21 protein-coding genes are annotated in these 21358 nt (G+C 65.2%); 15 read left to right on the plus strand and 6 right to left on the minus strand.

Features of this window, described 5'->3' with window-relative positions; genetic code table 11:
- Positions 1-50 precede the first annotated feature (50 nt).
- The 3 genes from tal to ACSFCA_RS35270 all read left to right on the plus strand — a co-directional run bounded on the left by tal (position 51) and on the right by ACSFCA_RS35270 (position 3035).
- Positions 51-1007, plus strand: coding sequence for a transaldolase (gene tal / locus ACSFCA_RS35260; RefSeq protein ID WP_093075945.1), 957 nt, complete (start codon positions 51-53; stop codon positions 1005-1007).
- Between the two features lie 2 nt (positions 1008-1009).
- Positions 1010-2563: a glucose-6-phosphate isomerase gene (gene pgi, locus ACSFCA_RS35265; RefSeq protein ID WP_435460925.1), complete on the plus strand. Its 1554-nt coding sequence runs from the start codon at positions 1010-1012 to the stop codon at positions 2561-2563.
- Positions 2564-2702: 139 nt separating this feature from the next.
- The gene (locus tag ACSFCA_RS35270; protein WP_093048371.1) at positions 2703-3035 is read left to right on the plus strand and encodes a DUF805 domain-containing protein; all 333 of its coding nucleotides are present in this window, start codon (positions 2703-2705) and stop codon (positions 3033-3035) included.
- Between the two features lie 54 nt (positions 3036-3089).
- Here the strand turns inward: ACSFCA_RS35270 and ACSFCA_RS35275 are convergent, their stop codons facing one another.
- Together ACSFCA_RS35275 and ACSFCA_RS35280 are read right to left on the minus strand one after the other, a co-directional pair.
- Entirely contained in the window at positions 3090-4151 is a 1062-nt protein-coding gene (locus tag ACSFCA_RS35275; RefSeq protein WP_435460924.1) for a 4-hydroxythreonine-4-phosphate dehydrogenase PdxA, read from the minus strand.
- 44 nt (positions 4152-4195) lie between these two features.
- The gene (locus tag ACSFCA_RS35280) at positions 4196-5173 is read right to left on the minus strand and encodes a Bug family tripartite tricarboxylate transporter substrate binding protein (RefSeq protein WP_093048377.1); all 978 of its coding nucleotides are present in this window, start codon (positions 5171-5173) and stop codon (positions 4196-4198) included.
- Positions 5174-5265: 92 nt separating this feature from the next.
- On the opposite strand from ACSFCA_RS35280, the gene ACSFCA_RS35285 reads away from it, so the two are divergent.
- The 11 genes from ACSFCA_RS35285 (at position 5266) to xylB (ending at position 16992) form a co-directional block, all read left to right on the plus strand.
- Complete coding sequence (locus ACSFCA_RS35285; RefSeq protein WP_435460923.1) at positions 5266-6195, plus strand: LysR family transcriptional regulator; 930 nt, start codon at positions 5266-5268, stop codon at positions 6193-6195.
- Positions 6196-6376: 181 nt separating this feature from the next.
- Positions 6377-7687 (plus strand): ABC transporter substrate-binding protein, encoded by a 1311-nt coding sequence (locus ACSFCA_RS35290; protein WP_435460922.1) that lies wholly within the window; start codon positions 6377-6379, stop codon positions 7685-7687.
- 142 nt (positions 7688-7829) lie between these two features.
- Positions 7830-8687 carry a carbohydrate ABC transporter permease gene (locus ACSFCA_RS35295; protein WP_435460921.1) on the plus strand — a complete coding sequence of 286 codons (858 nt, stop codon included), beginning with the start codon at positions 7830-7832 and terminating at the stop codon, positions 8685-8687.
- A 13-nt stretch (positions 8688-8700) separates the two neighbouring features.
- Positions 8701-9537 carry a carbohydrate ABC transporter permease gene (locus ACSFCA_RS35300; protein WP_093075940.1) on the plus strand — a complete coding sequence of 279 codons (837 nt, stop codon included), beginning with the start codon at positions 8701-8703 and terminating at the stop codon, positions 9535-9537.
- Positions 9538-9554: 17 nt separating this feature from the next.
- Positions 9555-10595 (plus strand): ABC transporter ATP-binding protein, encoded by a 1041-nt coding sequence (locus ACSFCA_RS35305; protein ID WP_093048388.1) that lies wholly within the window; start codon positions 9555-9557, stop codon positions 10593-10595.
- A gap of 82 nt (positions 10596-10677) precedes the next feature.
- Positions 10678-12066, plus strand: a complete 1389-nt coding sequence (gene dalD / locus ACSFCA_RS35310; RefSeq protein WP_435461133.1) for a D-arabinitol 4-dehydrogenase — start codon at positions 10678-10680, stop codon at positions 12064-12066.
- Entirely contained in the window at positions 12063-12854 is a 792-nt protein-coding gene (locus tag ACSFCA_RS35315) for an L-iditol 2-dehydrogenase (RefSeq protein ID WP_097199999.1), read from the plus strand. The genes dalD and ACSFCA_RS35315 overlap by 4 nt, the downstream gene beginning before the upstream one ends.
- Position 12855: 1 nt before the next feature.
- Entirely contained in the window at positions 12856-13527 is a 672-nt protein-coding gene (locus ACSFCA_RS35320; RefSeq protein WP_435460920.1) for a transaldolase family protein, read from the plus strand.
- Positions 13528-13544: 17 nt separating this feature from the next.
- The gene (locus ACSFCA_RS35325; protein ID WP_435460919.1) at positions 13545-14519 is read left to right on the plus strand and encodes a carbohydrate kinase family protein; all 975 of its coding nucleotides are present in this window, start codon (positions 13545-13547) and stop codon (positions 14517-14519) included.
- A 14-nt stretch (positions 14520-14533) separates the two neighbouring features.
- On the plus strand, positions 14534-15490 hold the full coding sequence (locus ACSFCA_RS35330; protein ID WP_258351040.1) for an AraC family transcriptional regulator: 957 nt from the start codon (positions 14534-14536) through the stop codon (positions 15488-15490).
- A 29-nt stretch (positions 15491-15519) separates the two neighbouring features.
- On the plus strand, positions 15520-16992 hold the full coding sequence (gene xylB, locus ACSFCA_RS35335) for a xylulokinase (protein ID WP_435460918.1): 1473 nt from the start codon (positions 15520-15522) through the stop codon (positions 16990-16992).
- Between the two features lie 72 nt (positions 16993-17064).
- Here xylB and groL read toward each other — a convergent pair whose 3' ends face one another.
- The 3 genes from groL to ACSFCA_RS35350 all read right to left on the minus strand — a co-directional run bounded on the left by groL (position 17065) and on the right by ACSFCA_RS35350 (position 20447).
- A complete protein-coding gene (gene groL / locus ACSFCA_RS35340) occupies positions 17065-18717 on the minus strand; it encodes a chaperonin GroEL (protein WP_093048403.1) in 1653 nt (550 codons plus the stop codon).
- A gap of 82 nt (positions 18718-18799) precedes the next feature.
- Positions 18800-19093: a co-chaperone GroES gene (locus ACSFCA_RS35345; protein ID WP_258351038.1), complete on the minus strand. Its 294-nt coding sequence runs from the start codon at positions 19091-19093 to the stop codon at positions 18800-18802.
- 1060 nt (positions 19094-20153) lie between these two features.
- Complete coding sequence (locus tag ACSFCA_RS35350) at positions 20154-20447, minus strand: hypothetical protein (RefSeq protein ID WP_416491201.1); 294 nt, start codon at positions 20445-20447, stop codon at positions 20154-20156.
- Between the two features lie 396 nt (positions 20448-20843).
- Between ACSFCA_RS35350 and ACSFCA_RS35355 the strand changes: the two genes are divergently transcribed.
- Entirely contained in the window at positions 20844-21065 is a 222-nt protein-coding gene (locus tag ACSFCA_RS35355) for a hypothetical protein (protein WP_258351036.1), read from the plus strand.
- Positions 21066-21125: 60 nt separating this feature from the next.
- On the opposite strand, the gene ACSFCA_RS35360 is transcribed toward ACSFCA_RS35355, so the two are convergent.
- The coding region (locus tag ACSFCA_RS35360; protein ID WP_435477480.1) for a hypothetical protein at positions 21126-21358 on the minus strand (233 nt) is incomplete at its 5' end.

Consider the following 21358-nt stretch of genomic DNA (forward strand, 5'->3'; position numbering starts at 1 on the left):
CGCGCAACTGCGTGCAGGACTTGTCACAACCCGCACTGGATAATGATTTCATGAACCAACTCGATGCCCTCCGCCAATGGACCACCGTCGTCGCCGACACCGGTGACTTCAAGCAGCTCAGCGTTTCCAAGCCACAGGACGCGACTACCAATCCCTCGCTGATCCTCAAGGCCGTGCAGAAGCCCGAATACCGGCCGCTGCTCGACGAGACCGTGAAGAAGCACGCGGGCAAGCCGCTCGACGAGGTCATCGACCGCCTGCTGGTGCGCTTCGGCACCGAAATCCTCTCGATCATCCCGGGCCGCGTGTCCACTGAAGTCGACGCCCGCCTGTCCTTCGACACCGCCGCAACCATTGCGCGCGGCGAGCGCATCGTGGCGCTCTACAAGGCCGAAGGCATCGACACCGAAAAGCGCCTGCTCATCAAGGTGGCCTCCACCTGGGAAGGCATCGAGGCGGCGCGTGCCCTGGAGCAGAAGGGCATTCGCACCAACCTCACGCTGCTGTTCTCGTTCGCGCAGGCCGTGGCCTGCGGCGCTGCGGGAGTGCAGCTCATCTCGCCCTTCGTGGGGCGCATCTACGACTGGTACAAGAAGTCGGCCGGCGCCAAGTGGGACGAAGCCGCGAGCGCCGGCGCGAACGACCCCGGCGTGAAGTCGGTGCGCGAAATCTTCAACTACTACAAGCAGCACGGCATCAAGACCGAAGTCATGGGCGCGAGCTTCCGCAATGTGGGACAGATCCAGGCGCTCGCCGGCTGCGACCTGCTGACCATCAGCCCCGAGCTGCTGGCCGAGCTGGCCGCTAGCAACGAGCCGCTGCAGCACGCGCTCGACGCCAAGGCGGCAGCCGGCGGCGACGTCGCCAAGGTCAGCTACGACGAGGCGGGCTTCCGCTTTGCGCTGAACGAAGACGCCATGGCCACCGAGAAGCTCGCCGAAGGCATCCGCGCCTTTGCGGCCGATGCCGTGAAGCTCGAAAAGCTCATGCAGGAAAGCGGCAAGTAAACATGGCCATGACCCTTCGATGCGATCGCGCGCCGGCCTGGGCGCAACTGCAGTCCAGCTTCGAAATCGCGGGCCGCCAGTTCGACGTGCGCCATGCCTTCGTCGACGACGCAGGCCGCTTCGCGCGCTTCAGCCAGGAGGCGCCGTATGTCTTCGCCGACCTGTCGAAGAACCTGATCGACGCGCGCACTGAAGAGCTGCTGCTCGCGCTGGCCCGCGAATGCGGCCTCGAGGCGCACCGCGACGCCATGTTCGCCGGCGAGCACATCAACAACACCGAAGACCGCGCCGTGCTGCACACGCTGCTGCGCGCGCCGGCCGATGCGCCCACCGGCCCGAAGACCGCGCACGAGCTGCGCGAAGTGCACGCCACGCTCGACGCGATGCTGGCCTATGCCGAGAAGGTGCGCGCCGACCACACGATCACCGACGTGGTCAACATCGGCATCGGCGGCTCTGACCTCGGCCCGCAGATGGCGGTGCTGGCGCTGGCCGAGTTCGCCGCGCCGGGCAAGCGCTTTCACTTCGTCTCGAACGTCGACGGCCATGAGCTGGCGGGCGTGCTGCAGGGCCTCGCGCCCGAGCACACGCTGTTCCTCATTGCCTCGAAGACCTTCACCACGGCCGAGACGATGACCAATGCGCTTTCTGCCAAGCGCTGGTACGAGCAATCGGGCGGCACCGACATCGCAGGCCACTTCGCGGCGCTCACCACCAATGTGGAAGCGGCGAAGAAGTTCGGCATCGACACCACCTTCGGCTTCTGGGATTGGGTGGGCGGGCGCTATTCGCTGTGGTCGGCCATCGGCCTGCCGATTGCGCTGGCCATTGGCGCCGACGGCTTCCGCCGGCTGCTGGCGGGCGCGCACGCAATGGACGAGCACTTCCGCACCGCGCCGCTCGCGCAGAACCTGCCGGTGCGGCTGGGCCTGCTCGACGTCTGGTATCGCAACTTCCACAAGTTCACGAGCCGCAGCATCGCGCCGTACCACAGCGCGCTGAAGCGCGTGCCGGCCTACCTGCAGCAGCTGGAGATGGAAAGCAACGGCAAGCAGGTCGATGCCAGCGGCAAGCCGGTGGCCTTCGGCACTTCGCCTGTGCTGTGGGGCGAGCCCGGCACCAACGGGCAGCACGCCTACTTCCAGATGCTGCACCAGGGCACCGACGTGATCCCGCTCGAGTTCGTGGCGGTGCGCGACGCCTCGCACGACCTCGAAGGCCATCACCCCAAGTTGCTGGCCAATGCGCTCGCGCAAGCGCAGGCGCTGATGGTGGGCAAGCTCGACGAGGGCGGCCACAAGAACTTTCCGGGCAACCGGCCGAGCACCTTCTTCGTGTTCGAGAAGCTCACGCCCGAATCGCTGGGTGCCTTCCTTGCGATGTACGAGCACCGCGTGTTCACCAGCGGCGCGCTGTGGGGCATCAACAGCTTCGATCAGTGGGGCGTGGAGCTCGGCAAGGTGCTCGCAAAGGACATCGAACCGCGCCTCGCATCGGGCGATGTCATGGGGCTCGATGCATCGACCGCGGGCCTGCTGAAGCGGCTGAGCAGCTGAATTGGGCCGCTTGCAAGCCAATTCATAACCCGTTTGTTTGCAGGCCGGCTATCGCTTCTAGCCGAGTTTGCCGTTGAAAGACGCATCTATATGATGGCCCGGGGAAATTTCCCTGGGACCAATCAAGAGGAGTCGATCAATGAATTTTCAAACAGCGGTCAAGACCTGTCTGAACAAGTACGTGGATTTCAGCGGGCGCGCCTCGCGCTCGGAGTTCTGGTGGTTCGTACTTGGACAGCTGGTCATTCTCATCGTGGCAAGCCTGATCCATCGGTTCGTGTACGGCATCGCGGCCCTGGCCCTGCTGCTTCCCGCGCTGGCCGTGGGAGCGCGCCGCCTGCATGACATCGGCAAGAGCGGCTGGTTTCTGCTGCTGGCGCTCATTCCGCTCGTCAACCTCGTGCTGATCTACTTCTACGTGCAGCCGACGCAGCCCGAGTCCAACAGCTACGGCGAACCACCGACCGCCTGAGTTTTTAAAAAGGGCCGCGCAAGCGGCCCTTTTTGTTTGCCCCTGCCGAGAGACTCACGCAGCGACTGCCTGAGCGGCCGTGCGCGCAGGCGCGCCGCTCGCCATGCGCACGCACAGGTCGAAGGCCTGCTGCAGCCCTTCGATCTTCGCGATGCCCTGGCCTGCGATGTCGAAGGCACTGCCGCTGGCCGACGTGGCCACCGGCACCGGCAGGCCGCCATGCAGCGTCACGCCCTGTTCGAAGCCCATGAGCTTCATCGCGATCTGGCCCTGGTCGTGGTACATCGACACCACTGCATCGACGTCGCCGCGCCGCGCGCCGATGAACACCGTGTCGGGCGAGAACGGGCCGCGCGCATCAAAGCCTTCGGCGCGCAGTTGCTCGACAGCGGGCGCGATGATCTCGATTTCTTCCATGCCGATGGAGCCCCCGTCGCCCGCATGCGGGTTGAGCCCCGTCACCGCGATGCGCGGATGCACCACGCCCGCGCGACGCAGCGCCGACGCGATGATCTTCACGGCGTCGCTCACACCTTGCACAGTGATGTGGCTTGCCACGTCCTTCAGCGGAATGTGCGAGGTCACGCGCGAGGTCCAGAGCGATCCTGTGAGGTTGAACTCGCAGACGAAGCCCGTCACCGCGAAGCGCTCCTGCATGTAGCGCAGCTCGTCTTCATGCACGAGGCCGCCCAGGCGCAGCGAATGCTTGTTGAGCGGCGCAAAGAGAATGCCTTCAGCCTGCCCGCGCCGCACCGCCAGCGTGGCCAGCTCCAGCGCCTCGAACGAGGCTCGGCCGGACTGTTCGTTCGATTCGCCCAGCACCGGCTCAAGGCCCTCCATCCAGTCGCGCGTGAGCAGGCTGGGGCGGCCGTCCTCGAAGCGCAGCGAATCGAGGTTCTCGACTTGCAGCGGGTCCAGCTTCACGCCCGCTGCGCACTCGCCAGCGGCCAGCACGATCGGGTCGGCAATCAGCAGCACGCGCGCGGCGTCCAGGTTGCGCTGGCGCGCCAGCAGTTTCACGGCCATTTCGGGACCGACGCCGCTGGGGTCGCCCAGCAGAACGACGATGCGGGGTTTGGCGGAGATCACGCTCGAGGTCTTGGTAGTGGTGGACATGGTGTGGCTCGGATGCAGGTTGAATGAAAAGGGAAGGGGCCGGCTCATTCGGCCTTGATGTTGGCGTCGCGCACGAGCTGGCCGTAGTGGTCGAACTCCTGCCTGTTCATCGCCGCAAAGGGTTCACCGGTGAGCGCGCCGGGCTCGCCGCCCAGCGCCTTGATGCGCGTCTGCACGTCGGCCAGCTTCAGCGTGCGTGTGAGCTCGGCGCTCAGCCGCTCGACCGCGGGGCGCGGCGTGCCGGCCGTGACATAGAGGCCGTACCAGGTGGACACGTCTGCGCCCTTGATGCCCTGCTCGGCCAGCGTGGGCACGTCGGGCAGTTCGGGCGAGCGCTGCGGTGCGCTCACGGCCAATGCGCGGAACTTGCCGGCCTTGATCTGGCCCATGGCCGAGGAGGTGCTGTCGAACATCATGTCGACCTCGCCCGCGATGATGTCGATGTGTGCCTGCGAGCTGCCCTTGTAGGGCACGTGGATCGACTTCATGCCGGTGGCCAGGTTGAAGGCCTCGCCGCCCACGTGCTGCGTGCTGCCGATGCCCGACGAGGCGTACTTGAAGCCACCGGGCTTGGCCGCCATGGCCGTCACCAGGTCCTTCACCGACTTGTAGGGCGAGCTGGCTGACACCACCAGCACGTTGGGCATCACGGCCACCAGGCCCACGGGCTGCAGGTCTTTCAGCGGGTCGTACTTGAGCTTGAGGATGTGGGGTGCCACCGCCTGCGCCGTGTTGGTGGCCAGCAGCAGCGTGGCGCCATCGGCCGGTGCGCGGGCCGTGAGTTCGCCGGCGATGGTGTTGGACGCGCCGGGCCGGTTCTCGACCACCACGGTTTGCTTGAGCGCGGGCGAGAACTTGTCGGCCAGCACGCGCGCCAGGATGTCGGTGCCGCCGCCGGGAGAGGCGCCGACCATGATGCGCATCGGCTTGTCGGGGTAGCTCGACTGCGCACCGGCCGCTGACACGGCCAGCAGGGCGGCAGCAGCCAGCCCCGCCGCGCGGGCGAGAGAGGGAAATTTCATCGGGTGTCTCCTGCTTGTAATGAGCCCGAGCGTACGGAGCTTCTCCCTCGCGATCCAATCGTAAAAGCCTGAAGCTCCATATACTTTTGCATATGACTTCCGGACTGACCGATGCCTCGCTGATGCTCCACGTGCGGCCGCGCCAACTGCTGCTGCTGGCCCGGCTCGATGCCCATCGCCACCTTGGCCGGGCGGCCGAGGCCATGAACATCAGCCAGCCCGCCGCCACCAAGCTGCTGCAGCAGCTGGAAGATTCACTCGGCGAAAAGCTCTTCGAGCGCCTGGCGCGCGGCATGGAGCCCACGCCCTATGGCGACATCCTCATCCGCTATGCCCGCCGCGTGCTCAGCGACTTCGGCTCCGCCCGCGAGGAGATGCTGGCCCTGCGCTCGGGCCTGAGCGGTGCCCTGCGCGTGGGCAGTGTGCCGGGTGCTGTGCCCGAACTGCTGGCGCCGGCGCTGGTGGAGTACCGCCGCCGCCATCCGCAGGTGGCCGTGTCGGTGGTGGTCGAAACCAGCGACGTGATCCAGGCGCAGCTGGAGCAGGGCGACGTCGATCTCGTGCTGGGCCGCCTCACCGAGAGCCACGACGAGGCGAAGTACGCGAGCGTGCCGCTGCTCGGCGAGTCGATGGTGGTCGTGGTGCGCACCGCGCACCCGGTATTCGAGCGCGCCACCGTCACGCTGGCCGGCATGGCGAATTGGTCGTGGGTGCTGCAGCCGCCGGGCTCGCCGCAGCGTGGGCGCTTCGAGGCGGCGATGCGCGAGGCCGGCATCCAGGCCCGGCTCGACATCATCGAAACGGCATCGCCCATCGCCATCACCGCCTTGCTGGAGAACTCCGACATGGCCGCCGTGATGCCCGCCTCGCAGGCCAACCACTACGCCCGATTGGGCGTGCTGCGCACCGTGCCGGTGGAGCTGCCGGTGCGCGTGCCGCCGATCTGCCTGATCACGCGGGAAGACCGGGCGCTGTCGCCGGCGGCAGCGCAGTTCCGCCGCCAGCTGCTGGGCGGCGCCTGAGGCCTTAGGACTGCCGTTTTCCATGCTGTATTGCATCAACTAGGGAATTCACTAGCCAACTGGTGCATGAAAGTACCGGCAGTGGCAATCGAAGTACCAAAACCGCAAGCGCGTTTCTCCAGAATCCGGCCACGGCGACCCGACAGGCACAACAGGGCGTCGCTCACCTCTAGGAGACAACATGAAGCGTTTTCTGAAAGCGGGCCTCGTCCTCGCACTCATCGGCTCGGGCGTCGTGTCCCAGGCCGCCACCGAACTCGTGATCGCGACCGTGAACAACGGCCACATGATCGAGATGCAGAAGCTCACCCCCTTCTTCGAAAAAGCAAACCCCGACATCAAGCTCAAGTGGGTCACGCTGGAAGAAGGCACGCTGCGCCAGCGCGTGACCACCGACATCGCCACCAAGGGTGGCCAGTTCGACGTGATGACCATCGGCCTGTACGAAACGCCGATCTGGTCGAAGAAGGGCTGGCTCAAGCCCATTGCCACCGATGCCGCCTATGACATCGACGACTTGCTGCCCGCCATCCGCGACGGCCTGTCGACCGACGGCAAGCTCTACGCCGCGCCCTTCTACGGCGAGAGCTCGATGCTCATGTACCGCAAGGACCTGGCCGACAAGGTGGGCGTGAAGTTCTCCGACCAGCCGACCTGGGCGCAGGTGAAGGAGTTCGCCGACAAGGCCAACGACCCGAAGGCGGGCGTGTACGGCATGTGCCTGCGCGGCAAGCCGGGCTGGGGCGACAACATGGCCTTCCTGACCACGCTGGTCAACACCAACGGCGGCCAGTGGTTCGACATGCAGTGGAAGCCGCAGATCGACACCAAGGCCTGGAAGGACGCGATCACCTTCTACGTCGACATCATGAAGAAGGACGGCCCTCCGGGCGCATCGGCCAACAGCTTCAACGAGAACCTGGCCCTCTTCAACGAAGGCAAGTGCGCGGCCTGGGTCGACGCAACCATCGCGGCCTCGTTCATCAGCGATCCGAAGCAGTCGAAGGTGGCCGACAAGGTGGCCTTCGCGCAGGCGCCGACCGCCTCCACGCCGAAGGGCGCCAACTGGCTGTGGTCGTGGAACCTCGCCATTCCGGCCAGCTCGACCAAGGACGACGCGGCGCAGAAGTTCATCAAGTGGGCCACCTCCAAGGAATACATCAACCTCGTGGCCAAGGAAACCGGCTGGGCCTCGGTGCCGACAGGCACGCGCAAGTCGACCTATGCGAACCCCGAGTTCCAGAAGGTCGCCAAGTTCGCCGCTGCAGAGAAGAAGGCGATCGACAGCGCGAACCTCACCGACAGCACCTTGCCGAAGTCGCCGTACGTCGGTGTGCAGTACGCGGCCATTCCGGAGTTCCAGGCCATTGGCGTGGCGGTGGGGCAGCAGATGAGCGCGGCGCTGTCGGGCAAGGTCACTGTGGACCAGGCGCTGAAGACTTCGCAGACGGCCGCTGAGCGTGAGATGAAGAAGGCCGGGTACTACAAGTAACCCGCTTCCTTCCCCTCTCCCCTCGGGGAGAGGGCCAGGGTGAGGGGGCAGCAGCGCGTGCGTCGCCGACGCCGCTTGCCCTCACCCCAACCCTCTCCCGCAAGCGGGAGAGGGGGCAACAGCCCCCGGAGAGAAACACAAAATGAAAAGACTCCTGCCCCGCGCCCTCATGGCGCCCGCGGTGCTCACGCTCTTCCTCTGGATGATCGTGCCGCTCGTGATGACGTTGTACTTCTCGTTCGTCAACTACAACCTCATGCAGCCCGGTGAACGCACCTTCGCGGGCATCGAGAACTTTCACTACTTCATCACCGACCCGGACTTCTGGCCGGCCACGTGGAACACGCTGCTGCTGATCGGCAGCGTGATCGTCATCACGGTGGTGTTTGGCGTGCTGCTCGCGCTGCTGGTGAACGAGCCCTTCCCGGGGCGCGGCATCGTGCGGGTGCTGCTGATCTCGCCGTTCTTCGTCATGCCCGCGGTCAATGCGCTGCTGTGGAAGCACATGATGATGAACCCCATCTACGGCGTGCTGGCCGACGTGTGGCGCGCCTTCGGCGCCCAGCCGGTCGACTGGCTCACCGACGTGCCGCTGCTGTCGGTGATCATCATGGTGGCCTGGCAGTGGCTGCCGTTTGCCTGCCTGATCTTCATCACTTCGCTGCAGTCGCTCGACCGCGAGCAGATGGAAGCCGCGCGCATGGACGGCGCAAGCTCGTTCCAGCGCTTCTTCTATCTCACCATTCCGCACCTCGCGCGCCCCATGGCGGTGGTGATCATGATCGAGATGATCTTTCTGCTCAGCGTGTTCGCCGAGATCGCCATCACTACCAACGGTGGCCCGGGCAACGAGAGCACGAACATGACCTACATGCTCTTCAAGCAGTCGCTCATGAACTTCGATGTGGGCGTGGCTTCTGCGGGTGCACTGTTCGCGGTGGTGCTGGCCAACATCGTGGCCGTGTTCCTCATCCGGATCATCGGCAAGAACCTCGATTGAGGAGCAACACGTCATGCAACAACAACAAGCCCCCAGCAACTTCCTGCCCCAGGCCATTCGCACCGTGGGCGCGTGGGCCGTCACGCTGCTGCTGTTCTTTCCGCTCGGCTGGCTGTTCCTCACGGCCTTCAAGACGGAGCTGCAGGCCATTCACGTGCCGCCGCTGTTCATCTTCGAGCCCACGCTCGGCAACTTCAGCGAAGTGCAGCGCCGCAGCGACTACCTGCTGTACGCGCGCAACTCGCTCATCACCAGCCTGGGCTCGACCATCCTCGGCCTGTTGATCGCGGCGCCTGCCGCGTACTCGATGGCCTTCTTCCGCACGAAGAAGACGCGCGACATCCTGATGTGGATGCTCTCCACCAAGATGATGCCGGCCGTGGGCGCGCTGGTGCCGATCTACGTGATCGCGCAGACCGCCGGCATGCTGGATTCGCTCACCGCGCTGACCATCGTGTTCACGCTGTCGAACCTGCCGATCATGGTGTGGATGCTCTACAGCGCCTACAAAGATATTCCGCCCGAGATCCTCGAGGCCGCGCGCATGGACGGCGCGAACCTCTGGACCGAGTTCCGCCACGTCGTGATGCCGCTGTCGGTGGGCGGGCTCGCATCGACCGGCCTGCTGTGCCTGGTGCTGAGCTGGAACGAGGCCTTCTGGGCGCTGAACCTCACCTCCGCCAAGGCCGGCACGCTGGCCACGCTGATCGCTTCGTACTCCAGCCCCGAGGGCCTGTTCTGGGCCAAGTTGTCGGCGGCTTCGCTGATGGCCATTGCGCCCATCGTCGTGTTCGGCTGGTTCAGCCAGAAGCAACTCGTCCAAGGCCTGACCTTCGGCGCCGTCAAGTAAAGAAAGGGAGACATCTCATGGCCTACCTCGAACTCAAGAACATCAAGAAGAGCTTTGGTGAAGTCAACATCATCAAAGGCGTCGACCTGCAGATCCAGAAGGGCGAGTTCATCGTCTTCGTCGGGCCTTCGGGCTGCGGCAAGTCGACGCTGCTGCGGCTGATTGCCGGGCTCGAGCCCATCACCAGCGGCAACCTGCTGCTCGACGGCAAGGACATCACCTGGGCGCCTTCGGGCAAGCGCGACCTTGCGATGGTGTTCCAGAGCTATGCGCTCTATCCGCACATGAGCGTGTACGACAACATGTCCTTTGCGCTGAAGCTCGCGGGCGTGTCGAAGAGCGAGATCAAGACCAAGGTCGATCATGCGGCGAAGACGCTCAACCTTACGCAGTACCTCGACCGCACACCGAAAGACCTGTCGGGCGGCCAGCGCCAGCGCGTGGCCATCGGCCGCGCCATCGTGCGTGCGCCCAAGGTGTTCCTGTTCGACGAGCCGCTGTCGAACCTCGACGCGGCACTGCGCGGCAACACGCGGGTCGAAATCCACAAGCTGCACCGTGCGCTCGGCGCGACCACCATCTACGTGACGCACGACCAGGTCGAGGCCATGACGCTGGCCGACCGCGTGGTGGTGCTGAAAGACGGGCTCATCGAGCAGGTCGGCACGCCGCTGGAGCTGTACGACCACCCGGCCAACCAGTTCGTCGCGCAGTTCATCGGCATGCCGTCGATGAACATGGTGGCGGCGAATGCCATTCCCAGCTTCTCTGCCGCCACAGGCGGCAAGCTGCCCGCCGACGGCTTCCTGGGCGTGCGCCCCGAGGGCCTGCGCGTGCATCCGAAGCAGGGCGCGCCGGTGAGCGACGTTCAGGGCCGCGTCGAGCTGATCGAGGCGCTGGGCGCCGACACGCTCATCCACGTCGACGTGGGCGGAGTGCCGCTCATCGCGCGCCAGAACGACCGCACGCCGCTGCAGGCCGGCGACGACGTGGCCGTGGAGCTCGACCCGTCGGTGCTGCATCTCTTCAACCGCGAAGGCCGTTCGGTCGCCGCGTGACCTTCATTTTTCTTCTACCGTCTTTTCAACGGACATTCCCGTGACCATCGCGCAAATCCCACCGGCTCTCACGGAGTTCACGGTGCTTCACCTCGGTCTTGGCTCATTCCACCGCGCCCACCAGGCGGTGTACCTGCAGAGGCTGATCGACGCGGGCGACACCCGCTGGTCGCTATCGGGCGCCAACATCCGGCCGGACATGGCCGATGTGGTCGCTGCACTGCAGGCGCAGGGCGGACGCTACACGCTCGAAACCGTGTCGCCCGCGGGCGAGTACCGCTACGAGGAGGTCGAAGCCATCCGCGAAGTGCTGCCCTGGGAGCGCTCGCTGGCCGGCGTGATCGCGCGCGGCGCGGCGCCGTCAACACGCATCGTGTCATTCACCGTGACCGAGGCTGGCTACTACCTCGACGACAAGAGCAAGCTCGACCTGTCGTTCAGCGACCTGGCGGCCGATGTCGAACGCGCGCGTCGCGGCGAGGCCGGCGGCGACGGAGTGACCATCTACGGCGCCGTCTGCGCGATCCTGCGCGCGCGCAAGGCCGCGAAGGCGGGCCCGGTCACGCTGCTGAACTGCGACAACCTGCGCCACAACGGCGACCGCTTCCGCGCCGGGCTGCTGGAGTTCATCGAGCTGGCGGGCGACGCCGATTTGCTGGCATGGGTCAACGCGAACACGCGCTGCCCGAACGCGATGGTCGACCGCATCACGCCGCGCCCGCCGCCCGAACTGCGCGCGCGCGTAAAGGCTGCCACGGGCCGCGACGATGCGGCAGCCGTTACCGGCGAGAGCTTCATCCAGTGGGTCATCGAAGACAACTTCGCGGCCGGACGCCCTGACTGGGGCCGCGTGGGCGTGGAGCTGGTCGAATCGGTGCAGCCTTACGAAGAGGCCAAGATCCGCATCCTCAATGCCACGCACAGCTGCATCGCCTGGGCGAGCACGCTGGTGGGGCTGAACTTCATCCACGAAGGCACGCACAACGCGGCCATCCGCAAGATGGCGTTCGACTACGTCACCGACGACGTCATTCCCTGCCTGAGCCCGAGCCCGATCGACCTCGCGGCGTATCGCGACGTGGTGCTCGACCGCTTCGGCAACCCCGCCATCCGCGACACCAACCAGCGCGTGGCGGCGGACGGCTTCTCGAAGATTCCGGGCTTCATCGCGCCGACGGTGCGTGAGCGGCTGGCGGCGGGCCAGCCCGTCGACAGCGTGGCGATGCTGCCGGCGCTGTTCCTCGCGTTCCTGCAGCGCTGGCACAAGGGCGCGCTGCCCTACGTCTATCAGGACCAGGGCATGGACGAGGCCGTGGCTCATGCGATCTGCGATGCGGCCGACCCGGTCGTTGCACTGTGCTCGGACGCGGGCCTGTGGGGAAACATTGCCGCCGACGCCCGGCTGATCGATGCCGTGCGGCGGGCCAGCGAACGCGTCGCGCGCTTCGTCGCCGCGGAAAGCCGACCATGACGAGCGGGCGCCTTCAGGACCGGCATGTGCTGCTGACCGGCGCGGGTGGCGGCATCGGCCTGGCCGTGGCGCAGGCCTGCATCGCCGAAGGCGCGCGCTGCACCGTGATCGACCGCGCCACCGCCGCGCCCGAAGCCGTGCGAGCGCTGCAGCAGGATCACCCCGACAAGCTCGCCTACATCGCAGCCGACGTCACCGACACCCAGGCCATTGCGCACATGCTGGCCGAGGCGCAGGTGGCCTTCGGGCCCATCCACACGCTGTTCAACAACGCGGCCGTGTTCGACCTGGCACCGCTGCTCGACAGCGACGAAGCCTCATTCGACAGGCTGTTCGCGGTCAACGTGAAGGGCATGTTCTTCGTCATGCAGGCCGTGTTGCGCCACATGGTCGAAGCCGGTACGCAGGGTGCATCGGTCATCAACATGGCATCGCAGGCAGGGCGCCGCGGCGAGGCGCTGGTGTCGCACTACTGCGCGACCAAGGCGGCCGTCATCAGCTACACGCAGAGCGCCGCGCTGGCCATGGCGCCGCACGGCATCCGCGTCAATGGCATTGCGCCCGGTGTGGTCGATACGCCGATGTGGGACCATGTCGACAGCCTGTTCGCCAAGGCCGAAGGGCTGCCGCCCGGAGAGAAGAAGCGGCAGGTGGGGTTGGCAGTGCCACTCGGGCGCATGGGCGTGCCGAGCGACATTGCAGGGGCGGCGGTATTTCTTGCCAGCGACGAGGCGCGCTACATCACGGCGCAGACTTTGAATGTCGATGGCGGTAACGTGATGAGCTGAGATGAGCGAAGACTTCCACCTGTACCTCGACAGCGCCGACCTGACAGAGCTGAAGGCCTGCCTGCCGCACCCCGTAGTGCACGGCGTGACAACGAACCCGACGTTGCTGCAACGCGCAGGCATCGGCCGCGCCGCAGTGCCAGGCCTGCTCAAGCGCTGCATCGAACTGGGCGCACGTCAGGTGCAGGCGCAGGTGTATTCGAGCGAAGTCGACGGCATGCTCGAAGACGCACAAGCACTGCTCCCGCAGTTCGACAGCGGCCAACTGGTCATCAAGATTCCCGCCACACGCCAGGGCCTCGATGCCGGCGCGCGGCTCATTGCGCAGGGCGTGCCCGTCACCTTCACCGCCGTGTATGCGCCCGAGCAGGCGCACTTTGCTGCGCAATTGGGCGCGGCCTATGCGGCGCCGTACCTCGGGCGGCTCGATGACTCCGGCATCAACGGCCTGGCGCTGATCGGGCAGATGCAGTCGCTGGTCGCACGGCGGCCCTCATCGGGCACGCGGCTGCTGGTGGCCAGCATTCGTTCGCGCGAGGCGTATCTTTCATTGCTGGGGCTCGGCGTGGGAGCCATCACCATCCCGCCGCGCCTTTTTGCCGAACTGCTCGACCATCCTGCCACGCTGGCCGCCGAACGCGGCTTCCTGGCCGATGCACGAGCTTTGCCGTGATCCAGAATCCAGACACCATGCGCATTGCACTCACGGGCGAAGCCCTCATCGATTTCACCGCCAGCGAGGCGGGCACCCTGGCTTTCCTCGGGCACGAGGGCGGCTCGCCGCTCAACACCGCGGTGGCCTGCGCGCGGCTCGGGCAGCCGACCGGTTTTCTCACGCAGTTGTCGACCGACCTCTTTGGCGAACGGCTGATGGGCTTCCTGCAACGCAACGGCGTGGACACCAGCTTCATCCTGCGCAGCAGCGCGCCTTCGACGCTGGCCTTTGTCGAGCGCACGCCGCAGACCAACCGCTACGCCTTCTACACACGCGGCAGCGCCGACGCCACCTGGGCGCCCGAGCCGCTGCCGCAGTTGCCGGCGGACTGCCGCTTTTTGCACTTCGGCTCGATCTCGCTGCTGCAGGACCCGGCCGCCACGCGCATTACCGACCTCGTCGCAGCGAACAGGGAGCGCTGCGTGATCGTGTTCGACCCCAACGTGCGGCCGAGCCTGATTTCTGACATGGAGGCCTACCGTGCGCGTGTCACGGGCTGGTTCGCCATGGCCGACCTGGTCAAGCTCAGTGACGAAGATGCGGCGCTGCTCGCGCCCGGCCAGCCGGTCGATGCGCTGGCCGCAGAGTGCCTGAAGGCCGGCGCGCGCGCCGTGATCGTCACGCGCGGCGGCGACGGCGCAACGCTCTGGCGCACGGGGCATGAGCCACTGACTGTGGCCGCGCCGCGCGTCACGGTGGTCGACACCATCGGCGCGGGAGATACCTTCACGGCCGGGTTGTCGGTCTCGCTGCTCGCGCACGGCGTCGAGCGGCCGGCCCAGCTCGGCGAGCTGGGCGACGACGCATGGCGCGAAGTGATGAGCTTCGCTGCCACCGCCGCCGCCCTCAACTGCACCCGCGAGGGTGCTGATCCACCGACGCTGGAGGTGGTTCACGCCGCGCTGGCGAAGGCACAAAATACCGCTGTTGCTGCTGCTTCCCGGCCCTGAGCCGTGCTGCCATCATGACGACGTCCACCCGAAAGCGTTCGATTCCCCGTCAGCGCCAGCCCGAGCTGGAGCGCGACTTCACGCGTTCCCCCTCGCTGGGTTACGAGACCCCCGAAGAAACCGGCCTGGTGCGCTGCCTCGCGCACGGCTTTCCGAGCCCGCTGGTGCGATGGCACTTCCATGAAGACTACGAGCTGCACCTGATCACCGAGACATCGGGCAAGGCCTTCATCGGCGACTGGATCGGGCCGTTCCAGCCCGGGCACCTGGTGCTGTGCGGGCCGCGGCTGCCGCACAACTGGATCTCGCTCGACGTGCCCGAAGGCGGCGCCGCGGGACGCGACCGGGTGATCCAGTTCCGACACGAGCCCATCGAGCACGCGGCATCCCAGATTCCCGAGCTGCGCGAGGTAATGCTCCTGCTGGAGCGGGCGCGCCACGGCATCGAGTTCTTCGGTATGTCGGAGAACGCGCAGGCGCACTGGGACAGCATCAAGGCCGCGCGCGGCGTGCGGCGCCTGAGCCTGTTTCTCGATTTCATGGCCGACCTGGCGCAATGCACCGACTACCGGCTGCTGTCGAGCGTGCAGATGCAGGGCGCACAGGGTGCGGACGGCGATGCGCAGGTCGACCAGATCAACGGCATCGTCAACCGCATCACCAACAACATGGCCGACCCGATCTCGATGTCGGACGTGGCGGCCGAGCTGGGCATGAGCGAGAGCCGCTTCAGCCGCTTCTTCAGGCGCTCCACCGGCAACAGCTTTACCGATTTCGTCAACCGCGTGCGCATCAACAGCGCCTGCCACCTGCTGATGCAGACCGACCACTACGTGACCGACATCTGCTACCAGGTGGGCTTCAACAACGTGGCGAACTTCAACCGGCGCTTCCTTGAGATCAAGGGCATGACGCCGAGCGAATTCCGCCGGCAGGCCGACACGCGCTTCGGTAGTGGCGTCTCTTCCTAAGTAAGCAGCAGAAAACCAGGGGGTTCATCTTGTATCTGGGACTCGACCTCGGCACGTCCGAGCTCAAGGCGCTTTTGCTCGCCGACGATCACCGCATCGTGGGCGTGGCCCGCGCGCCGCTCACGGTCGAACGGCCGCAACCGCTGTGGTCGGAGCAGGCGCCGCAGCAGTGGTGGCATGCGCTCGAGGAGGTAATGCGCGCACTTGGCAAGTCGCATCCCGAGGAGCTTGCGGCGGTGCGCGCGATCGGCCTGTCGGGCCAGATGCACGGCGCCACGCTGCTCGACGAAGCGGGCCAGGTGCTGCGCCCGGCGATTCTCTGGAACGACGGGCGCAGTGGCGCGCAGTGCGAGGAGCTTGCGCGTGCCGTACCGCGGCTCGGCGAGATTGCGGGCAACCTGGCGATGCCGGGCTTCACTGCGCCCAAGCTGTTGTGGGTGCGCGAGCACGAGCCCGAAGTTTTCAGCCGCGTTGCGCGCGTGCTGCTGCCGAAGGACTGGCTGCGCTTCATGCTCAGCGGAGAGGCGGTCAGCGAGATGTCGGATGCTGCTGGCACACTGTGGCTCGACGTGGGTGCGCGCGACTGGTCCGACGAACTGCTCGCTGCCACGGGGCTCACGCGTGCGCACATGCCGCGCTTGGTCGAAGGCAGTGAGGTGTCGGCGCAGCTCAAGCCTCAGCTTGCGGCGCGCTGGGGTGTAGGTGGCGGTGGTGCGGTGCTGATTGCCGGCGGTGCTGGCGACAACGCGGCCAGCGCGGTCGGCATGGGGCTGGTCGAGCCGGGGCAGGGTTTTGTGTCGCTGGGCACGTCGGGTGTGGTGTTCGTGTCCACCGACCGCTTCTTGCCGAACCCCGCGCAGGCGATGCACGCCTTCTGCCATGCGCTGCCGAAGCGCTGGCACCAGATGTCGGTGATGCTCTCGGCCGCGAGCGCGGTGAGCTGGGCCGCAAAGACCTTCCGGTTCACCGACGAGGCCGCGCTGCTCGAAGCGGCGGCGTCGGTGCCACTGGCGCAGCGCGAGCGCTGCCCGCTGTTCCTGCCGTACCTCTCAGGCGAGCGTTCGCCGCACAACAACCCCAATGCACAGGGCGTGCTGTTCGGGCTGACGCATGCACACGGTCCGGCGGAAATCGCATACGCCGTGGTCGAGGGCGTGAGCTTCGGGCTGCGCGATGGCTTCGACACCCTGCGGCTGCCGGTCGACATGCCGCTGCGCGAAGTGGCGCTGGTGGGCGGTGGTGCGCGCAGCGTGTGGTGGGGCCAGTTGCTGGCTGACATCTTCCAGGTGCCGCTCACGCTCTATGCGGGGAGCGAGACGGGCGGGGCGCTGGGCGCGGCGCGGCTGGCGTGGCTGGCCGATGGAGGCGCGGTGGCTGAGGTGTGCAAGCTGCCGCCGGTGCAGCAGCAGTTGATTCCGTCGACCGAAGGAGCTGCTGTGCATAGCGCGCGCCACACACGCTTCCAGGCGCTCTACACGGTGCTGCGAGACCAGTTTCAGTAACTGACACAGGCAATAAAAAAGGGCCGCTTTCGCGGCCCTTCTTCTTTTGGTGAGCAGTGCTCAGCCGGGCAATTACATGCCCATGCCGCCCATACCACCCATGCCGCCCATGTCGGGCATGCCGCCGCCGGCGCCAGACTCGTCCTTGGGCGCGTCAGCGACCATGGCTTCGGTCGTCAGCAGCAGCGAGGACACCGAAGCGGCGTTCTGCAGTGCGGTGCGCGTGACCTTCGTCGGGTCCAGGATGCCCAGTTCGAGCATGTCGCCGTACGTGTCGTTCGCAGCGTTGAAGCCGTAGTTGCCCTTGCCGGCCAACACAGCGTTCACCACCACCGAGGCTTCGCCGCCGGCGTTGTTCACGATTTCGCGCAGGGGAGCTTCGATGGCCTTGAGCACCAGCTTGATGCCGGCTTCCTGGTCGGCGTTGTCGCCCTTGACCGACTCGCCCACGGCTTGCTTGGCACGCAGCAGAGCCACGCCGCCGCCAGCCACGACGCCTTCTTCCACTGCAGCGCGGGTAGCGTGCAGGGCGTCTTCGACGCGAGCCTTCTTTTCCTTCATTTCGACTTCGGTGGCGGCGCCAACCTTGATCACTGCAACGCCGCCGGCCAGCTTGGCCACGCGCTCTTGCAGCTTTTCACGGTCGTAGTCGCTCGTGGCTTCTTCGATCTGCACGCGCACTTGCTTCACGCGGGCTTCGATGTCGCCAGCGGCACCAGCGCCGTCGATGATGATCGTGTTTTCCTTGCCCACTTCGATGCGCTTGGCTTGACCCAGGTCGGCCAGCGTCACCTTTTCGAGCGTCAGGCCCACTTCTTCAGCGATGACCTTGCCGCCCGTCAGGATGGCGATGTCTTCCAGCATGGCCTTGCGGCGGTCGCCGAAGCCAGGAGCCTTGACAGCCACGACCTTCAGGATGCCGCGGATCGTGTTCACGACCAGCGTAGCCAGGGCTTCGCCTTCGACTTCTTCGGCAATGATCAGCAGCGGACGGCCAGCCTTGGCGACTTGTTCCAGCGTGGGGAGCAGGTCACGGATGTTGCTGATCTTCTTGTCGAACAGCAGCACGAAGGGGTTGTCGAGCAGCGCCGATTGCTTCTCGGGGTTGTTGATGAAGTAGGGCGACAGGTAGCCGCGGTCGAACTGCATGCCTTCGACGACGTCGAGTTCGCTGTCCAGCGACTTGCCGTCTTCCACGGTGATCACGCCTTCCTTGCCGACCTTGTCCATCGCGTCAGCGATGAGCTTGCCGATGGTTTCGTCGCTGTTGGCCGAGATCGAGCCGACTTGAGCGATTTCCTTCGACGTGGTGGTGGGCTTCGAAGCCTTCTTCAGCTCGGCGACCAGGGCCGTCACGGCCTTGTCGATGCCGCGCTTCAGGTCCATCGGGTTCATGCCGGCAGCCACCAGCTTGAAACCTTCGCGAACGATGGCTTGTGCCAGCACGGTCGCGGTGGTGGTGCCGTCACCGGCGTTGTCCGAAGTCTTGGAAGCCACTTCCTTCACGAGCTGGGCGCCCATGTTCTGCAGCTTGTCCTTGAGTTCGATTTCCTTGGCGACCGACACACCGTCCTTGGTGACGGTGGGGGCGCCGAACGAGCGCTCGAGCACCACGTTGCGGCCCTTGGGCCCCAGGGTCACCTTGACTGCGTTGGCCAGGATGTTCACACCCTCGACCATGCGTGCGCGGGCTTCACCGCCGAAGACTACGTCTTTTGCTGCCATGTTTGTTTACTCCAGAAATTGAATCTAATCAGTTGAGGACAGAGCAATCCGCGCTTCGCGCCGGCTTGGTCTGTCCCGCAAATCACTTGCCTTCGACGACCGCGAACAGGTCGTCTTCCTTCATGACGAGCAATTCGTCACCGCCGACCTTGACGGTCTGGCCGCTGTACTTGCCGAACAGGACGCGGTCGCCGACCTTGACGGTCAGTGCGGCCAGTTCGCCCTTGTCGTTGCGCTTGCCCGGGCCCACGGCCAGGACTTCACCCTGATCGGGCTTTTCAGCGGCTGCGTCGGGGATGACGATGCCGGAGGCGGTCTTGGTTTCGCTGTCAACACGCTTGACGATCACGCGATCGGCCAAAGGACGAAGTTTCATTGCATCTCCTGGATGTATGGATAAGAAACGGGTTTGTGGTCGGGTGCCGGACCGGAGGCCGGCAGCCCATCGACTGGAAGCGAGGGCTGTTAGCACTCATCAGCAGCGAGTGCTAATCATAAGGGCAATCGGTGGGCTTTCAAGTGACAGGGGTTGCCGCAGGTGCTGTCGGTTCTCAGTTAACTCGGAACTGCACGACCGTACTTTTCCGAGAGGTTTCTGCTGATGCAGGCTGCTGGGAGACGCTACTGAACGTTCATGAATGCGTCGGATCGCCTAAATCCGGTTGAAATTCACCCGGGTAGATTTAGCATGGGGAGGTCGATGGACCTGCGGAAAGGTGGCCCCCTGGGGTATGGGCGGAGCCAATACAGCCCTCATTCATCGTCGGTCGTTCAGGCTCGGGCCCAACTTCCGCTCAAGACGGCGGATTCAACCGGTCGTGACTGGCAGGGCTTCTTGCGTGACCACAACCTGGTCTGCAGCATGAGCCGCTGCGGCAACCTGTCGCCCGTAGAGGTCGAGCGACGTCATTTCCAACAGCTCAAAAGTGTCCAGGGAAGCCGGGGCGATTCAGTCTATGTTCGCTGGCGCACCGTCTCATGCCAGAAATGCGCCTAGCCTGAGGGGCCTTCAAAGGATTCTCCATGAACCGTTCACTCCTGACTTTTACGCTGCTCGGCGCGTTGAGCTTGGCCGCGTGCGATAGACCCACTGCCGTGGTCGCCGTTCCAGCGGCACCCGTGGCTGCGCCCGGACCCGCAGGCCCCCCCGGTGTAGCCGGTGCCCAAGGCGTCGATGGAAAAAAAGGGGAGGCTGGCAAGCCTAGCGAAAGCACTACTGTGATCGTCACACCAGCTCCGGAGACCCAGCCAGCGAAATAAAGCGCGACAGACTTTGCGGATGTCTGACGAATACTGAATCGCGAAAGCACACCACCAGTGATGTGCCTTCGCTCCGATCACGCCGGCGTCAGCGCACCGGATTCGCCATAACGCCGGAAGCCATGTCAGCGAAAAAGTTGAAGCCGATGGGTGGCCCTGAAGCTCCAGCACTCGTATCAATACACTGAGGTTCCGAACTCTCGGTGGCCTGGATGCCTCGCGCTTGCATACGTTGTGACTTCAGCCTCGTCCGAGCGACGCAGCAAGGCACATACGATCGGTCGTTCAGGAAGCGCTACCGCATGGTTGTCGATGTCAATGCGCAGCGTTTCGTCGAGAATTGGCGTCTCGTTGCTGGCCAGCCGGGCCTCGATCACCCATACAACCGCGTCACGAAGGATCTTCGGCATGCTGCGCCCGTTGAGGTAGGCACAAAGCAGAGACTCGGCGGTGAATTGGGAGGGAGTCATGGTGTCCTCCATATGGAAGGAGTTGGAACCGTGACACTACCGCTGGGAGGAAGTTTGGACCGTGCGATAGCACACAGACCGAACGCCAGAGCCACGCCATGATCTTGTTGACGGCCATCCAGCGCTGGTAGAGGTAGCTTAGGCGCCCGCCCATCCAAGGCGGAGCCTCGATGCTGGCGGGCTGTCACTGTCCAAATCCTGAACTTCCAACGTTTCAGTGCCCGCCTCAAGCGGGCATTTTTACGCCTGTTCCGCGCACAGCCGGTCGACGTAAGCCATTGCCCGCGTCTCTTCTGGACTTGCTCTTGAGGAAAGCGGCGCTCCTTATGTGCGAAATCGCACAGACCAATTTCCTCGACTTTCCTAACGTGCCGAGCAATCACGGGAGGAAAATCCATGCCAAAGCAAGTCATCCACAGCGCGACCATCACTCTGAAACTGCCGATCGATACGAGTGCTGAAGAAGAGGCGGCAGCGTTGCGGGCCGCTGGCATTCCCATCGACGCAATCGGTAATGCAGCGTCCGGCTTTCTGTTCGTTCGGTGCACGAAGGATTGGAAAAACCCGACCAATATCTTTCGCTGGTTTGCCACCGACATAGGGCAAGTCGCCCTATAGCCGAGGCGCTTGGCCGTCCTTTTCTCCTCCTCCTGGCACCGGAGGCAGTCCGCGCTCGGTCTAGGCCGCAGCGCGCCAAATATGTTCGCCACCGCACAGACAGTTCCACCCCGGCCAGCTAACGATGGCATGCACGCCCGCGAAGCAAAAGCAGGCGGCATCCATTGGATGAACCCGGCGAAAGCCATCGAGGTCCCGCAACATGCGCAACTTTCTCACCAACAACCGGGAAGAGCTGGTTTCACGGTGCAAGTCGAAGGTTGCACTGAGGCCCCGGCGGGCCGCCACTGAAC

This window comes from Variovorax multivorans, from assembly GCF_051216835.1.
Lineage (GTDB): Bacteria > Pseudomonadota > Gammaproteobacteria > Burkholderiales > Burkholderiaceae_C > Variovorax.

What these genes read in the sequence shown, in the direction of transcription:
- ACSFCA_RS35275 (WP_435460924.1), bottom strand. Translation starts at nt 4,151, where the DNA reads ATGTCCACCACTACCAAGACCTCGAGCGTGATCTCCGCCAAACCCCGC.
- ACSFCA_RS35285 (WP_435460923.1), top strand. Translation starts at nt 5,266, where the DNA reads ATGACTTCCGGACTGACCGATGCCTCGCTGATGCTCCACGTGCGGCCG.
- ACSFCA_RS35325 (WP_435460919.1), top strand. Translation starts at nt 13,545, where the DNA reads ATGCGCATTGCACTCACGGGCGAAGCCCTCATCGATTTCACCGCCAGC.
- ACSFCA_RS35295 (WP_435460921.1), top strand. Translation starts at nt 7,830, where the DNA reads ATGAAAAGACTCCTGCCCCGCGCCCTCATGGCGCCCGCGGTGCTCACG.
- ACSFCA_RS35355 (WP_258351036.1), top strand. Translation starts at nt 20,844, where the DNA reads ATGCCAAAGCAAGTCATCCACAGCGCGACCATCACTCTGAAACTGCCG.
- ACSFCA_RS35290 (WP_435460922.1), top strand. Translation starts at nt 6,377, where the DNA reads ATGAAGCGTTTTCTGAAAGCGGGCCTCGTCCTCGCACTCATCGGCTCG.
- tal (WP_093075945.1), top strand. Translation starts at nt 51, where the DNA reads ATGAACCAACTCGATGCCCTCCGCCAATGGACCACCGTCGTCGCCGAC.
- pgi (WP_435460925.1), top strand. Translation starts at nt 1,010, where the DNA reads ATGGCCATGACCCTTCGATGCGATCGCGCGCCGGCCTGGGCGCAACTG.
- groL (WP_093048403.1), bottom strand. Translation starts at nt 18,717, where the DNA reads ATGGCAGCAAAAGACGTAGTCTTCGGCGGTGAAGCCCGCGCACGCATG.
- ACSFCA_RS35305 (WP_093048388.1), top strand. Translation starts at nt 9,555, where the DNA reads ATGGCCTACCTCGAACTCAAGAACATCAAGAAGAGCTTTGGTGAAGTC.
- ACSFCA_RS35270 (WP_093048371.1), top strand. Translation starts at nt 2,703, where the DNA reads ATGAATTTTCAAACAGCGGTCAAGACCTGTCTGAACAAGTACGTGGAT.
- ACSFCA_RS35350 (WP_416491201.1), bottom strand. Translation starts at nt 20,447, where the DNA reads ATGACTCCCTCCCAATTCACCGCCGAGTCTCTGCTTTGTGCCTACCTC.
- ACSFCA_RS35300 (WP_093075940.1), top strand. Translation starts at nt 8,701, where the DNA reads ATGCAACAACAACAAGCCCCCAGCAACTTCCTGCCCCAGGCCATTCGC.
- ACSFCA_RS35330 (WP_258351040.1), top strand. Translation starts at nt 14,534, where the DNA reads ATGACGACGTCCACCCGAAAGCGTTCGATTCCCCGTCAGCGCCAGCCC.
- ACSFCA_RS35280 (WP_093048377.1), bottom strand. Translation starts at nt 5,173, where the DNA reads ATGAAATTTCCCTCTCTCGCCCGCGCGGCGGGGCTGGCTGCTGCCGCC.
- ACSFCA_RS35315 (WP_097199999.1), top strand. Translation starts at nt 12,063, where the DNA reads ATGACGAGCGGGCGCCTTCAGGACCGGCATGTGCTGCTGACCGGCGCG.
- ACSFCA_RS35345 (WP_258351038.1), bottom strand. Translation starts at nt 19,093, where the DNA reads ATGAAACTTCGTCCTTTGGCCGATCGCGTGATCGTCAAGCGTGTTGAC.
- ACSFCA_RS35320 (WP_435460920.1), top strand. Translation starts at nt 12,856, where the DNA reads ATGAGCGAAGACTTCCACCTGTACCTCGACAGCGCCGACCTGACAGAG.